Source organism: Micromonospora sp. NPDC048930, assembly GCF_043197935.1.
Lineage (GTDB): Bacteria > Actinomycetota > Actinomycetes > Mycobacteriales > Micromonosporaceae > Micromonospora.
This window is the reverse complement of sequence record NZ_JBICUB010000001.1, coordinates 460451-475630: the sequence shown is the minus strand read 5'-3', so window position 1 is coordinate 475630 and position 15180 is coordinate 460451. Positions and strand designations below refer to the sequence as shown.

The 15180-nt window shown below is 67.9% G+C and carries 11 protein-coding genes; 9 read left to right on the top strand and 2 right to left on the bottom strand.

Annotated features, from left to right (window positions below):
• Positions 1 to 264 precede the first annotated feature (264 nt).
• The 3 genes from ACGFI9_RS02325 (at position 265) to ACGFI9_RS02315 (ending at position 3910) form a co-directional block, all read left to right on the top strand.
• Positions 265 to 528 carry a hypothetical protein gene (locus ACGFI9_RS02325; protein WP_393173989.1) on the top strand — a complete coding sequence of 88 codons (264 nt, stop codon included), beginning with the start codon at positions 265 to 267 and terminating at the stop codon, positions 526 to 528.
• A 40-nt stretch (positions 529 to 568) separates the two neighbouring features.
• Complete coding sequence (locus tag ACGFI9_RS02320) at positions 569 to 1288, top strand: hypothetical protein (protein ID WP_393173987.1); 720 nt, start codon at positions 569 to 571, stop codon at positions 1286 to 1288.
• A gap of 63 nt (positions 1289 to 1351) precedes the next feature.
• Positions 1352 to 3910 carry a hypothetical protein gene (locus ACGFI9_RS02315; RefSeq protein WP_393173985.1) on the top strand — a complete coding sequence of 853 codons (2559 nt, stop codon included), beginning with the start codon at positions 1352 to 1354 and terminating at the stop codon, positions 3908 to 3910.
• A gap of 12 nt (positions 3911 to 3922) precedes the next feature.
• On the opposite strand, the gene ACGFI9_RS02310 is transcribed toward ACGFI9_RS02315, so the two are convergent.
• Together ACGFI9_RS02310 and ACGFI9_RS02305 are read right to left on the bottom strand one after the other, a co-directional pair.
• Positions 3923 to 4183 carry a hypothetical protein gene (locus ACGFI9_RS02310; protein WP_393173984.1) on the bottom strand — a complete coding sequence of 87 codons (261 nt, stop codon included), beginning with the start codon at positions 4181 to 4183 and terminating at the stop codon, positions 3923 to 3925.
• 2 nt (positions 4184 to 4185) lie between these two features.
• Complete coding sequence (locus ACGFI9_RS02305) at positions 4186 to 4464, bottom strand: DivIVA domain-containing protein (RefSeq protein ID WP_393173982.1); 279 nt, start codon at positions 4462 to 4464, stop codon at positions 4186 to 4188.
• Positions 4465 to 4777: 313 nt separating this feature from the next.
• Between ACGFI9_RS02305 and ACGFI9_RS02300 the strand changes: the two genes are divergently transcribed.
• From ACGFI9_RS02300 to ACGFI9_RS02275, 6 genes are all read left to right on the top strand, one after another.
• On the top strand, positions 4778 to 5017 hold the full coding sequence (locus tag ACGFI9_RS02300) for a winged helix-turn-helix domain-containing protein (protein WP_393173980.1): 240 nt from the start codon (positions 4778 to 4780) through the stop codon (positions 5015 to 5017).
• Between the two features lie 72 nt (positions 5018 to 5089).
• Positions 5090 to 8665: a BREX-2 system adenine-specific DNA-methyltransferase PglX gene (gene pglX / locus ACGFI9_RS02295; protein WP_393173978.1), complete on the top strand. Its 3576-nt coding sequence runs from the start codon at positions 5090 to 5092 to the stop codon at positions 8663 to 8665.
• A 50-nt stretch (positions 8666 to 8715) separates the two neighbouring features.
• The gene (locus tag ACGFI9_RS02290) at positions 8716 to 9966 is read left to right on the top strand and encodes a hypothetical protein (RefSeq protein WP_393173976.1); all 1251 of its coding nucleotides are present in this window, start codon (positions 8716 to 8718) and stop codon (positions 9964 to 9966) included.
• Positions 9967 to 10134: 168 nt separating this feature from the next.
• Positions 10135 to 12960, top strand: a complete 2826-nt coding sequence (locus ACGFI9_RS02285) for a hypothetical protein (protein WP_393173974.1) — start codon at positions 10135 to 10137, stop codon at positions 12958 to 12960.
• 26 nt (positions 12961 to 12986) lie between these two features.
• A complete protein-coding gene (locus ACGFI9_RS02280) occupies positions 12987 to 14183 on the top strand; it encodes a hypothetical protein (RefSeq protein ID WP_393173972.1) in 1197 nt (398 codons plus the stop codon).
• A gap of 209 nt (positions 14184 to 14392) precedes the next feature.
• Positions 14393 to 15007 (top strand): hypothetical protein, encoded by a 615-nt coding sequence (locus tag ACGFI9_RS02275; RefSeq protein ID WP_393173970.1) that lies wholly within the window; start codon positions 14393 to 14395, stop codon positions 15005 to 15007.
• Positions 15008 to 15180 lie beyond the last annotated feature (173 nt).

Below are 15180 nucleotides of genomic sequence, written 5' to 3'. Positions count from 1 at the left end.
TTTCTCAACTGTCGCGAGCGCGACAGTTCGCCGTCCCCGTCGGATGCCCGATTTCTGGAGGCCAGAATGAGCCGACCGACCTGCCATTGTGGTGTGCCGATGTACGAGCGCTCCCGGGAGCGTCAGGAGCCGTACGGCTACTGGGCGGTTTTCGAGTGCAAGACAATCCGCTGTCCGAAGTGCGGAAACGGTCGCTGCCGCAACATCGAAAAGGCTTTTGTCCAGACCCGGTGACAGTCGTTTCTCAGTCAGCGGAGGACGCAGATGGAGTGCGCAGCAGCAGTTCTCTACTTCATTGGGTTTCTCGTCGCGATGGCCGTCCTGCGTCATCGTGCCGGTGTCGGGCAGGGCCGCCTGCAAATCCTGGGTCGCGAGGGCTTCGGTCTGGACTGGTTCGTCCCGCACGTCGCGGCGGTGACGTTCTGGCCGATCACGCTCGTCATCTGGCTCGCCAGGGGGCGGCCGGAGCCGCGGATCGTCTTCAACCACAAGGCGGAGGAACGGCGCCGGCGGGCCACCGGGAGGTGACCCCGGCGGCGGCAGGTCGCTCACGAAAGGGACGTAGGTCATGTCGACGAACGGACACGTACGGCCGGCGAAACTGCCGCGGGGCATCGCCGGGATGGTGGCCAATTTCGCCCGCTACGAGTGGTATGGCGAGCGCAGCGGAATGGCTCCCGAGGAGGGTTGGCGCATCCTCGTGACGCTGCTGCCGCTGAGCCAGTCCGACCCGGCGGGCCTGACCGCTGCGCTGGCCAGGGACGTCACCCCGGTCGGCGGCTGGTCGGCCTACGGGGCGAGCCGGGTGGTTGCCGAACTGCTCGGCCCCAGCTTCGCGAGCGACGACGCCAAGGCGGTGCTGGACGGCGGCATCCGCTTCCTGCGGCAGAACGGGATTCCGCCGTTGCGGGTACGCCCCTACGAGTGGAATCGCTGGGTGGACACCGGCGGAAGCGTCACCACCTGGCTCCCGCTGATTCCCCCGCCGCCGCAGGAGCGGTCCGGGCTGCGTGACCTGAGGCCGGGCGAGGTACGCCACGTCGCGACGATGACCGGGGATCGCGACTCGAACACGATTCACATCTGCCGCGACCCCTCGGGCGCATACCTTGCCCTGATCGACGCCCGCTACAGCGACGAGGACCCGACCCGGTCCCGGTCCGAGTGGAAACGGGCCAACTCTCTCTACGAGATCTTCCTCAGCGTCGGCCTGGCGCTGCAGTCGCCGCCCCACTGGGTCAGCGCCGAGTTGGCGCCCTACATCCCGCTTCCCCGGCCCACGATCTGACAACCGGCGGAACGATGCCCAACTGCGACCCGGAATGAGCCGCTCAGAGGACGGGCGATGCTGATGGATGACTTTGACTGGGTCTTCGACAACGAGGAGGTCGGTCCCGCCACCGATCTGTTCACGGACCGGGTGGCGGAGAACGTGGCCTTCGACCGGGCGGTGCTGCGCCATCTGGAGCGACTGCTGGACCGCACAGCGGTGCTCGGCAACCCGGTCCGGAACAACGTCCTCGTCTACTACGGCCAGGGCGGAATTGGCAAGACCGCCCTCTCCCGCCGGCTGGAGCGGTGGATCCGCGGGGAGTTGGCGCCCGACGAACACTGGGGACCTGCCCCGAGTTTCGACCAGCAGGTACGGACCGTGCGGGTGGATTTTCACGGGTCCTCGGTGGTGAGCCCGATCGATATTCTGCTCTCGTTGCGGGCAGCGGTGGCCGGGGTGGGCAGGCGGTTCCCCGCCTTCGACCTGGGCCTGGCGGCATGGTGGGCGATGGCCCGTCCCGGTACGCCGCTGCCGAACCTGGCCACCGGAACCTTCGACGTCCGTGCGCAGATCACGGACACGCTCAACGAGCTGCTCAGCGAGGCCGGCATGCGGCTCGGGGCCGGCCCGCTCACGGTGCGGATGGGGACGCAGCTCATCGAGGCGGTGCGCCTGCGCCGGATCCAGTCGGCGGCGTTGCGGGACTGTATCCCACTGGCCAGGATCATCGAGGAGATCCGGCTGAACCCGTCGCCCTATGTGGCCGCGACCCTTGCGGGGTTGTTCTCGTGGGATCTCGAACGGCTCGTGGTGGGTGAAGTGCCGCTGCTGATCGCGTTCGCCGACGCCTGCGAGTACGTCCAGGGCGGCAGCCGCGTACAGGAGCGCCTGGTCAACCGCATCGTCCACCTGACCCCGGGAGTGCTCTGGGTCGTCTCCACCCGAGACAGTCTCCGATGGCCCGCGTTGAAACCGGGTGGGGGTCTGCCCGCCGTCGGGCCGCAGGTCTGGCCCGGCCTGCGACTCGAAGCGGAAGCCGAACCGCGGCAGCACCGGGTTGGGGACCTCTCCGACGTCGACGTGGACCGCTACCTCGCCGCCGCCTCCGGGTCGTCCGGCAACCCGGTGCTGAGCGAGGACATCCGGCGCCGGATCCGCGAGGGCGCCCATGGTCTTCCGCTCTACCTCGACCTCTCGCTGGCGATCGCCAGAGCGGGCGCGGCCCACGGACCGCTCAACCCGGCCGACTTCGGCGGATCCCTCCCGGAGTTGGTCACCACGGTCTTCGCCGACCTGCCCCCCAGCGAACGCGACATCGCCCGGACGGCCAGCCTGATTCCCCGCTTCGATCCGGAAATCGTGGCGCAGGCCGCCGGTCACCGGCTGGCCGACGCGCAGCGCCTGTGCGCCCGCCCCCTCATCAGCCGCGACAGCCACCCCGTCCTGCCGTACCGGATGCACGACGCGGTGCGTACTGCCGTCTCCGGGGAGACCGCGGACGACGCCGACGGGTGGGCGGCAGAGGACCGGCGGGCCTGTGCGGAACGGCTGCTCGTCGCGCTCCGCGCCCGGTACGACGCGCTGACACATGTCGATCACCGGATGGACGTGCTGGAGGTGGCCGCCTGCTTGTCCGCCACCTTTGATCTGCGGGCGCCGTGGCTGCTCACCGCCCTGACCGCCATGCCCGGCATGGCGCAGACCGCCGCACGTCTGCCACAGCCGGCCATCGAGACGTGGATGGGACAGATATCCATGTTCTTCGACGGATGGCGAGACAGGACCATCCGGGAACGGATCAGTTACTTCCAGTCGCTCCTGGAGCAGCCGTTCGACCCGGACATCCGAGAGCTGATCCAGCGCTTCGTCGCGTACGGCTATCGTGGCATCCATCAGCCCGAGCCGGCCCTGGCGGTGTTCCAGGCCCTGCTCGCCCGGCACCCCGAGTCCGACCTCTACCGCTACCAGCTCGCCCGTACCTTGCGGGAGCTGCGCCGGTATCGAGAGCTGGAAACCCACCTTCGCCAATATCCGTTGGCGCCGCCGACGCACACCCGCATGGAGTGCGACATTCTCTTCGACCAGGGCTACCTGGATGAATCGATCGACGGCGTACGGGAGCGGGTTGCCTATCTGCGGTCGGTCGGCGACGAACGCCTCGCACTCGACAACGAAGCCGCCCTGCGGTGGCGAGAGGCGCTCGCCGGCAGGACCAGCGTCGCCTCGTGCGAGGACCTGATCCGCACCACGGACCGGTACGGCCAGCCCAGCAACATGAGGACCGCCATGGGCGCCAAAGCCGTCTGCCTGGCGGGCACCTCCGGCTTCGCTGCCGCCATCGCGGAACTGCACTCGGTCACCGAGGCGACTCTCGGCAAGACGGGGCACCGCGAGGTGGTCCCAGTCGTCCTGGACGCGCTACGCCGCGGCGACGCCGACGCCCTCGTGGCCGAGCGGGACCGTTGGGTGGCGCAGGAGCGGCACTGGTCGACCAACGTCGCGCTGGTCAACCTCCTGTTCGAGTACGCGGACCTGGGGCCCGTCACGTTCGCCTCCGAGCCGATCCCGGACATCGACATGACCCCGCACCGCGAGCGCTGGCTCACCACCATCGGCCGGATCGTGGCGGCGGACTGACGACCACGGCCATCACCGGTACGTCGCCCGCCGGCGGGGCACGGCCGGCGCCGGCTGCGGAGCGGGGCGGAGGCCGGCGAGCTGGACGAAGATCTCGCGCCGGTCGATCGCCTGGCCGCGCCGGTCGATGACGTAGCCGGTCAGCCAGACCCAACCGGTGTACGTCGGCTTGGGACAGACCGACGCGACGCGGAAGGTCAGGGCGCGGTCGCCGGCGAACTGCACCGAGGCGCGGCCGTCGATCCGCAGCAGGTCACCCGGTTGCGGTCGCACCGCTACCAGGGACCTTCGTTCGGTGGCCGGCACTCGCGGGCGTGCATGGTCTGCCAGTCGCGCAGCGCACGCTTGAGCCGCTCGTTCTCCTCGGTGAGCAGGCGTAGCTGCCGGTGGAGGTCGGTCAGCTCGTCGGCGACCAGAGCCTGGAACTCGCGTACCTGATCGGGGTCGAGGCCCCGGCGGCGCGGGTCGAACGTGCGGGTCCGCGCCTCGTGCGCGGTCAACCGGGCCGGCAGGCCGGTCCCGTAGAGCTGGCCGGATCGATACACCTGGGCCACGTCGGTCCTTTCCGGGGCAGGTGGGAGCGCGGAGGGTCGATGCGGTGGGTCTGGAAGGGCGGGCCGTCCGCACGCCGGCCGCGGGCGACCCGCCCGCTCCGCCGCCGCAGCTTGAGATCAGCGGTACGACGACGGAGCAGTCCGGTGGGTCGGGACGGGCACGCGCACCCGCCCCGACCAGGGGGATGAGCCGAACTCGGTGCCACGCGAGGACCGGCTCCGCTTCAACATATCTAGACATGTCAGATGAGTCAACGCTGCTTGTTAGGCGCGTCGCGGTGTGATCGAATCGGATTGCCACGCGAGGAGTGCCATGCGAGAAGTGCCGGATTACTGGCGCATCGCCGACGATGTGATCGCCGATGTCAGGACCAAGAAGCTAAAGCCGGGGGACAAGCTGCCCTCGATTGCCGAGCTGCGCGACCGCTACGACGTCAGTCACGGGACCGTGCAGATGGCCTATGCCCGTCTCGAAGCACTGCGGGTGATCCGGCGCCAGCAGGGCAAGGGCGTCTTCGTGACCGACCCAAAAACCTGGATGCGGGAGCCGTAGGTAGCGACCCGTCGGCCAGAACAGGCCCTACGGGTACCTCCGTCCCGTGAGTGGGACGGCTAGAGTCTTCGCGTGATCGACCGGAAGCTGCTCTTGTCCGACCTGCAGAAGCAGGTCAAGAACCTGGAGAAGGACCTGCGGGAGCAGGCCGAGTCGGTCGAGGAGGTGCGCCTCAAGCTACGCGGCGAGTACGACCACGCCTTCAAGGTCGGGCGTACCGCCGCCACCTGGGCGGCCTGGCGGGACGAGCGGGTCACTCAGGTCGCCGTCGCCTGGGTGCTCGGCACCGTCTTCGTACGCTTCTGCGAGGACAACGGCCTGCTGCCTGATCCCTACCTGGCCGGGTCGGGGGACCGGCTGGTGCTGGCCGAGGAAGCCGAGGCGCAGTTCTTCCGGGACCACCCCGACAAGACCCTGCGTGACTGGCTGCACCAGGGCTTCGACGCGATCGCCAGCACCCAGGCCGGCAAGTCGCTCTTCGACAAGCGGCACAACCCGCTCTACCAGGTCCCGCTGTCGCACGACGCGGCCAAAGGGCTGATCGGTTTCTGGCGCCGGCGCGGCGAGACCGGCGGCCTGGTACATGACTTCACCGACCCGGAGTGGGACACCCGTTTCCTCGGCGACCTCTACCAGGATCTCTCCGAGGCGGCCCGCAAGACCTACGCCTTGCTTCAGACGCCGGAGTTCGTCGAGGAGTTCATCCTCGACCTCACGCTGACCCCGGCGATCGCCGAGTTCGGTCACGACGTGGTCAAGATGATCGACCCGACCTGCGGCTCGGGCCACTTCGTCCTCGGCGCCTTCCACCGCCTCCTGAAGGAGTGGGAGCAGCACGCGCCCAACCGCGATCCCCACGAGCGGGTACGCCTCGCCCTCGACGCCGTCCACGGCGTCGACATCAACCCCTTCGCGGTAGCCATCGCCCGCTTCCGTCTCCTAGTCGCAGCGATCAAGTCCTCTGATCTCAAGACACTAGCCGACTCGGCAAATTACTCCTTTCCCATGCACTTGGCAGTGGGCGACTCCTTGATCAAGGCGCGTCAGCTCGACATTTTCGGTGCTTTCGACAGCGTTTCCGACTTCCAATACTCTACGGACGACCTTCAGGACCATCCAGGTATTTTGCGCGACGGCCAGTACCATGTTGTCGTTGGTAACCCCCCATACATTACAGTCAAGGACAAGAGTCTCAACCGCCTGTATCGAGAAATTTATAGATCGTGTCACTTGCAATATGCGCTGTCGGTGCCGTTTGCGGAGCGGTTCTTCGAGTTGTCGCAGCAAGGCACCGAAGATGGTCGGAATGCAGGTTATGTGGGCCAGATCACGGCAAACTCCTTGTTGAAACGTGAATTCGGCAAGAGGTTGGTCGAGGGCTACTTCGCGAATCAGGTGGACCTGACCCATGTCATTGACACGTCGGGAGCCTACATTCCGGGACATGGCACTCCGACTGTTGTCCTCGTCGGCCGCGCTCGAATGTATGGGCGCAGTGAAACAATCCGTGCTGTCCTCGGGATCCGCGGCGAGCCCGAGGCCCCGGTTGACCCGGCTCAGGGTCTCGTTTGGCGCTCGATTGTGGACCAGTTGGACCGGCCGGGCTCCGAAACGCAGTGGGTGAGCGTCGTCGACCTGCCGAGGTCCACCCTTCAGCGATTTCCCGTCAGTTTGTCGGGCGGTGGTGCCGCAGAATTGATGAACGCAATAACGGACCGAGGTGCGACAGTCGTGGGCGACCTGACTCGGTGTATAGGAAGATATGCCCATACTGGCTCCGACGAGAGCTACTTTGCTCCCCGGGGCACGTGGAGACGGTGGATAAAGCGCCCAGAATCCATCGTCGGCCTCGTTGAAGGCGACGCCATTCGAGATTGGCACGTCGCACCCTTCACCGAGTCACTCTTTCCTTATGACGATCAGCTGCGTGCGTCCCTTCAAGACTTTGCTGTTGGCCAAACCCTGTGGCGCACGCGGAGTCAGTTGGTGCTAAGGCGTGAGCCGGGCGGAACTCACGAGGAGATCGGGCTCACCTGGTTCGAGTGGAGCAGGTGGCACCCCGAGCGGTTCAATATACCGCTCGGGATCGGGATGCCATTCGTCTCCACGCACAATCACTTTGCCCTGGACCGCGGCGGAAAGGTGTTCAAGCAGACTGCGCCGGTGATCAAGTTGGCGGAGGGAGCGTCGGAGGACGATCACCTGCGACTGCTCGGGGTGCTCAACAGTTCGACTGGCTGCTTTTGGCTGAAGCAGGTGAGCCACGGCAAGGGCAACGGAGGCGTCAACGAGGGCTACCGAGGTGATGAGTGGGAGGAGTTCTACGAATTCACCGGTACCAAGCTGCAGGAGTTTCCGCTGCCGTCGGCGTACCCCCTCGAACTGAGCCGGGAGATCGACGGCTTGGCGCAGCGGCTCGCCACGGTGACCCCGGCGGCGGTCGCGGCCTCTGTTGTGCCTACCCGCGAGCGGCTCTACGCCGCCGAGCGGGAGTGGCACTCGATCCGGGCGCGCATGATCGCCTTGCAGGAAGAGTTGGACTGGCAGGTCTATTCGCTCTACGGGCTGCTGGACGAGGAGTTGACCGCCCCGGCCGGCTCGGTGCCGGAGTTGAAGCTGGGGGAGCGGGCGTTCGAGATCGTGCTCGCCCGGAAGATGCGGGACGAGGGCGTGGAGACGCAGTGGTTCGTTCGACACGGGTCGACGCCGATCAACGAGCTGCCGGCGCACTGGTCGGACGAGTACAAGACGATCGTGGAGCGGCGGATCGCGGTCATCGAGGGCAACCGCAACATCGGGTTGATCGAGCGGCCGGAGTGCAAGCGGCGCTGGGCCACCGAGGGCTGGGACGCGATGCAGGCGAAGGCGCTGCGCGACTGGCTGCTGGACCGGTGCGAGGCGCGGGAGCTGTGGTATCACCACGTCGATGGGCTGGAGCAGCCGCGTCCGCTGACCACCGCCCAGCTCGCCGACGAGCTGCGCCGCGACGCCGACGTGCTGACCGTCGCCGGCATCTACGCGCCCGGTCAGGATCTCGGCAAGGTGATCGCCGACCTGGTCGCCGACGAGCACGTGCCCCACCTGGCCGCGCTGCGCTACAAGGACTCCGGCCTGTCCAAGCGGGCCGACTGGGAGCAGGTGTGGGACCTGCAGCGGCAGGAGGACGCGCTGCCCGACGAGGCGGCGAAGCGGGAGTTCCGCAAGCAGATCCCGGTGCCGCCGAAGTACACCTCGGCGGACTTCCTCAAGGGCAGCTACTGGCGGCACCGGGGCAAGCTCGACGTGCCCAAGGAGCGGTTCGTCTCGTACCCGGGTGCCAGCCGCGACGGTGACCCGTCGCTGCTGGTCGGCTGGGCCGGCTGGGACCACCGCGAGCAGGCCCAGGCCCTGGCCACCCTGATCGTCGCCCGTGAGCAGGAGGACGGCTGGGCCGCCGACCGGCTGCTTCCGCTGGTCGCGGGGTTGCGCGAGATCCTGCCCTGGGTACGCCAGTGGCACGGCGAGTTCGACCCGCAGTGGGCTGCCTCGCCGGCGGACATCTACGCCGGCTTCCTCGCCGAGACCACCAACCGCCTCCACCTCACCGACGAGGCGCTGACCTCCTGGCGGCCGGCCAAGGCCACCCGTGGCCGCAGAGCGAAGCAGTGAACAAAGCAGACAGGTCGCCGCCTACCCTTCCCGCACGTCAGGAGCCGACAATGGATAACGAGATTCAGCTGATCAGTGACGGTGATGGGCTGGCGGTCATCGGAGATCCGACGGCCGTCGAACGCTTCCTCGTCGCTGAGGGACTGCCGTCGAAGGACCTCGGCCTGCCTCGGCTCGGGTCTGTCCTCAGTGCTGGGGCGGCAGCGGCACAGACGGGTTCCGAGATCGCCGCCCACTCAGGTCGCTGGGTGCAGCTGACCAAGGAGTCCGCGCAGGTTGTCCATAAATACGGGCTGATGCAGAGCAAGACTCCGGGCGTCAGCCATGCGATGGTGGGGCAGCCGGGCTCGATCAAGAAATGGCTCCAGATCTCGAAGGGGCCCGGGGCGATCGCGGGCAACCCGGCGCTGCTGGCCGGTGCTGCGGGGATCATGGCGCAGCTTGCGATGCAACAGAGCATGAAGGAGATCACCGACTATCTCGCCACGATCGACGAGAAGGTCGACGATGTGCTCCGCGCCCAGAAGGACGCCGTGTTGGCCCGCATGATCGGCGTGGGCTTCGTCATCGAGGAGTCCATGACCATCCGCGAGCAGCGGGGCCGGGTCGACGAAGTCACGTGGTCGAAGGTGCAGGGCGCGCCGGCGACGATCGCAGAAACCCAGGCGTACGCGTTGCGTCAACTCGACGCACTCGCGGAGAAGCTGGAGCGCAAGACCACGATCGGTGATCTCGCCAAGGCGGCCAAGGAAGCAGAGTCCAAGGGACAGGAGTGGCTCGCTGTCCTGGCTCGCTGCTTCCAGCTGCAGGACGCGATCGCCGTGCTCGAACTCGACCGGGTGCTGGACGCGTCGCCGGGGGAGTTGGACGGGCATCGCCTCGGGCTGAGGGCTGCCCGGCAGAACCGGCTCGAACTCATCTCCCGGTGCACCTTGCGCCTGCTGGCCCGCATGGAAGCGGCCGCGGGTAGGGCCAACGCCAAGGTACTGCTGAATCCGATGGACTCCCCGGCTGTGGTGAAGTCGAGCAACCATGTCTCGATCGCCATCGTCGACTTCCACGGGCGGCTCGGGATCGAGGGCGATCGGCAGTCATCGGAGGCGAGACGATGGACGGACGCGGCCATGGAGGTGCGGGACAAGGCGCTCGAGACAGGAGCAGACGGCGTCGGTGCCGCCGTGCGCCTCGGCAACGACACCCTCGGCCGCGCCAAATGGGCGACGGGCAAGCTCTCCAGCCGGATCGCCGAGCGAGGGCTCCGCTGGCGCGGGGACGACGAGAAACGCGACGAGAAGGACTGAAAGCTCAATCGCGGTGGCCTGACAACTCAACCACCGGCTCCTGGCCTCTGACCCGCCCTGCTCTTGAGGGCGGGTCAGGGACCCCCGTACGTGAGAAGCGTCGTTGTCGTGGAAGGCAGCATGGCGTCGCGGCCCCCCTCCGGGTACCAGATCAGGAAAGTGCACCCCATGCTGGGGGAACTGCAGCGGTACACCCTCAACAAGCCGCTGACCTTCCGCTGTTCGAGGTGCCAGCGCACCAACATGTCCAGCTCGGTGGTCACCATCGGCGGGGACTGGTCCCGTCTGCTCTGCGGTCATTGCTACGGCGGGTCGGTGGGATCCGGTAAGAGCGTGGCCCCGAAGGCGAAGGCCGCCGGGACCTCAGCGAGAGCGCAGCCTGAGACGCACCGGCCGGCCAGCCCGCTGCCCCGGGACATGGTGTGGCTCGCCGCGCTGCACCGTTCCGTCGCCGAGAGGAAGGAGCTGTCCCCGTCCGAGCAGGAGCTCTACCGCCGGCGTGCCGGTGAGCCCGCCTCCATCGCCGCCATCAGATACGCGGAGGGGCTGCTCGAGGTCGAGGTCCGGATCGCCGAACTGACCGGCGGCCGGGCCGCCGAGACGCTGAGCCGCACCCGCGATGAGTTGGCGCTCCGGCGGGTTGAGGCGTCCGAGCGCTTCCGTGCCTCTCGCCGGCATGTCCGGGGCGAGCATGCCTCCGCTGCTGCGCGGCCTGAGCCCTTGGCGATGCAGGTAGTCCGCGATGTTGCCGGCAGCACCTTCGACGCGGCGCTCGCCCAGGTGCTTCGCCGTCGGGGGCTACGTCTCGTCGATCTTGACCCGCCGGCCACCGACATCTGGGCGTGGCTGTGCCTGCATGAGAAGCAGGTCGCGCCGGAAGTGCCTGCTGAGGTGAAGCGCCTACGAAAACTGAGCCAGGCGGACTTCACTCGTGAAGCTGTGGCTGACGTCAATCGCTGGCAGTACGACGAAGCGCTGGCGCACCCGGCCGCGGCGGAACAGTGGGCAGCCTGCGCGGACGAAATCTTGGCGGAGACTGAGCGCGTGTACCGGTCACTTCAGGCCGACCCGAGCGGCGGGCGCGGCAAGGAGGTCGCGACACGTCTGCGACGGGCTGGCGAGGCACATGCGCGGGCCAGCGCGCGCTGCCTCGAGGCCCAACTGATGGTGGAGGACCTGCAAGTTCAGGCCACCCGAATCCATCGGGCACGGGGAATGCCGAAGCTTCGATCCGACTGCCTGGCCGAGGCGACCCGGGCGGTCCGCAAGAGCGATTCCGACCTGGCACGACAGGTCGACCGAGCGATCGAGGAGCACCGGAGAGGATGCCCGCAACGGCGTGACTGCGAGCGCCAGGCCGGTTGTGTGTCGTCGATCGGGGAAGCGGTGCGGTTCCGGCTGGCGGCGGTGGAACTGCCTGACAATGAGCCGCCCGCACCGAACGCGCGCCCAGTCGAAGGAGTGTCCTCGACGGAATTGGCGCGGTGCGGGCACGAGCGAGCCGCCTTCATCTGTCCCGACCTGCTCAAGCAGGTGTCGACCGACCTGGCGCGGGTCGTCGGTGTGGTGGACCTCGCGTACCGCGGCGAGGGGCGATTCGCGTTCGCCTGGGTGACGGAGTACGGGGAACTGGGCACCGGGGCCGACCACGCGATCAACGAGCACGACGCCTGGCTTCACGCGACGTGCCGTGGTGTCTTGGACCTGGGTGGCGAACTGTCGAACGTACACATTGCCTGTCGTGACGAGCGGGCGGCTTCCGTCGCGAGGTATGTGGTTGATGCCGGGCTCGTACCCGAGGCCTTGGGATTTTCGGTGTCGCAACGCACACGTGACCTGCTCGCTGCGCTGGTCGCGCGATCTGGCAAGACCTTCGTCGACGCTGACCGCTGCCCCGGACCACATCGGGGTTCGACTGCGGCTCAGCGCCTGGCAGCGGTCGTTCTTGAAACCGGGCGTGAGGCCGGTGGCGCGCAGGCGGTGAAGTCACTGGCGGATGAGATCTCCGAGGACCTGCGTGAGACGGCGGAGTCGCGGGCTCAGCTGCTACGACTGGCCGAGGCCGGGGAGTGGAGTCCCGCGGGTTCGAAGGCCGGGGAACTTCGGTGGACGGCGGCGGTAGGGCGGGCGCAGATCAACGGGGGCTGGGGCGCCATTCCCGCTGGAATGACGACACCGCCCGCCGCTGACAGCCGCCTCCGGCTTGCTGTCCATCATCCGGGTCACGCCGAGCGGGACGGACGGGCTGAGAGCGACGTGTTAATCCGGCATGTTGCCGGAAGTTGGGAGCTGCATGGCGTGGTGTGGCCGCCGGGTCTGCTTCCGGGGACCCTGGTCAGCTTCAGCTGGCGTCCGGGTGACGATGCGATTCTGGCCGGTACCGACCTACTGCCTCGCCCCGAGCGGGTCGACGAACTGACCTACCGGCACCGTTACGACATCCGCGTCGTCGTCCGGGAAACTGCGCCGGGAGCGGAGCAGGAGGCACGTGTGCCCGACCTCTCCGACGCGGGATGGGTCATGCGGACGCTGCGTAAGCTCGGCCATCTCAGCCCTGACGGGAGCGCCATCCTGGCGGAGAAGGCGCTCGTACGTAACTGCCGTGAGCTGGGCTTGCCGCAAAGCCGTGTGGGTCGCATCCATCCCGCTGTGGAAGACCTGATTCGTGAGCGGCGAATCGGAAGGGTACGAGGAAGCCTGGACCGAAACGGCTTGCCCAGCTATCCGCCGCGAGCCGGTGAGTCCCGCGTCGAGCTCCTGCGCTACGTCCCGAAAGTGGTGAGCATCGCCCCGCACTCGGACCACCGGCAGGAGGCCCGATCGCCGCGCCGTGACCACTGGGTGGACGGCTTTGTACGGCGGCTGCCGGCGGGTGCGCACGCCTCGGCGGAGCAGATCGAGGCGCACCGCGAAGCGATCCGCGCCGCCGAGGTCGTCGACCGGCCACTTCGCGACGGCTTCACCTACGTGCGCCGGCACCGGCGGGCACGCTGACCCGACGACTTCGAGGGGTGGGAACGGTGATCGAATCGACGGAGACACCAGACGTCGAAAGCTGGTGGAATGCTGCCGACGTGGACGAGGTGGCCGAGATGCTGGCGTCCCGGCGGTCTCGGCTCTGGCAACTCCTCGATCCTGCCGAGGTTGCCGCGTGGGTCTTCGCTGAGCCCGCCGCGGCACCGGTCGATCCGTCGCCGGTCGACGTCGATGGTGACTGGTCGGCTGGGCTGGACGAGACCCGCCGCCGATCCTGGGCGCTGGCCGGCTGGGTCGCTCGTACTGTGGTGCCCGAGGCGGCCAGCACAGCCGGAAGGTACTGGATCCTGTCCTGCCTGGACGACAGCGCACCGATGCTGCGGCTGACGGTCGGTGTGCTGGAGATCCTCGGGCTGTACGAGTCGGGTGAGGCGGTGTGGCTGCGGTTGCACGCCGCACCGGTCGGCCTCGCCATGGATGCCGGGATCCTCGACCTGGAGGAGTGGGAGCGGCACGGGATCGAGGTGTTGGAGGATGGCACGAAAACCCTCGCCGAGGAGAAGCTTCTCGTCCGCTGCCCTGATCTGGACACCGCGCTCTGGCTACTGCGGCAGCCACCGGTGATCGCCGGACTGCGGTTGCTGAGCTGTTGGGTGGCCGCCGGGCCGTTCTCGTTCGAGGGCCGCTACCGACCCGAGGTGGTGGGTCGGGCGTGGCAGGCGGCCGAGTCCCTGACGGAGGCCGAGACTGGCAGTGAGCCAGCCGCGGTGCAAGGCTTCGACCGCCCGTACAACGGGGTGACCGTGCCTGCCGACCTGCCGCTGCAGCGATCGTTCGACGCGGAGGCGTACCGCGCCGGGGTCGACGAGCATGACCGGCTTTGCCGACTGGTGATTGACCACCTCGCCGCGAATGGCCTGCGAGGCGGAGCCGGACTGCACGGTGTGCCGGTGGATCTCGCGTGGCGGGACGCCGAGGGGCGGCAGTTCATCGCCGAGGTGAAGAGCGTGGTCGGTGGCAATGACGTGGAGCAGCTACGCCTCGGCCTCGGCCAGGTGCTCGAATACCGGCATCGCCTGGCCGTCTGCGAGGTGCCGGCGATCGCCGTGCTGGTGGTTTCCGGCGGGGTGGATCCGATATGGCGAGACATCTGCGCCGAGAACAAGGTCCGTCTGCTGTCCGGTGATGACTCGCTAGCCACATGGGCCGAAGTGTTCGGGACGGCGCTATTTGAACCCTAAGGCGAGGGTACCTTCGCGCGACGGCAACCGAGGTGACGCGCGCCTACTTCGCCCTGTTGTGGCGCCTTGAGAGGATCAATGCTGGCCGTGGCGGCATGGGTCGCGGTCGGCGTGAGCGCTTCCTCGAATAGTCGAACGATCGCGGGTGCGGGAGTGGGAGCGGCTCCGGGCTCACGCGAGTGGTGTGATCATGCGGGGACTTGGAGTTGGTGAGCGTGCTGGACCTGTTGACGCAGTTGCCCGCGTTGCTCGGTGTCCTGATCGGCACAGCGGGCACGATGATCGCCACAAGCGTGAACGAGCGCGCCCGCTGGCGCAGGAGCCAGACCGTCCGGTGGGACGAGCGGCGTCTCGATGCATACGTCGACTTCACCCGAGCGGTCAAGGAAATCCATGCCGTGGCGACTCAGATGCTCGGCGACCACCGTCCCGGGTCGCGCCGGCCGCCATTGGACCGGGACGTCGGGCTGGCCCGGCTTGCCGAGGCCGATGTCCGGCACACCTTGGCCTGGGAGGCGGTTCTACTGCTCGGCGACGAGGTGACCGTTCGCGCCGCCGCTGGCTGGCGGGACGCCGTCCGGGACATCGAACGGACCGCACGGGAACTACCGACTCCGCCCACCCATCTGCCAGAGTTGATACATCGTGCCGACGAGAGCCGTGATCGGTTCTACCGCGCCGCTCGCGGCAGTCTGGGCGTCCGTGGGGGCTCGGTGGACCAGGTCCGGCACCCATTGCCGAGACCGGGCAGGGCGGAGCCGGCGGCACTGGCGCGTCGGCGTGGGCTCAGTGAAGGTCGTGGGCAGCCGACGCCGCCGGCTTGAACGGTGCCACTCCACCTATGACCTGTAGGCGGCCATGACGCGACTTTCTGGGACATCACGGCGCGCGAGGACACCGATATCGCGCGACCTGCCGGCGCAGCCGTCGGCCGTCGGCACCGCACGTCTGGATGATCTGTCTTGGACGTGACGGGTATCTGACTCTCGGCTCAGAT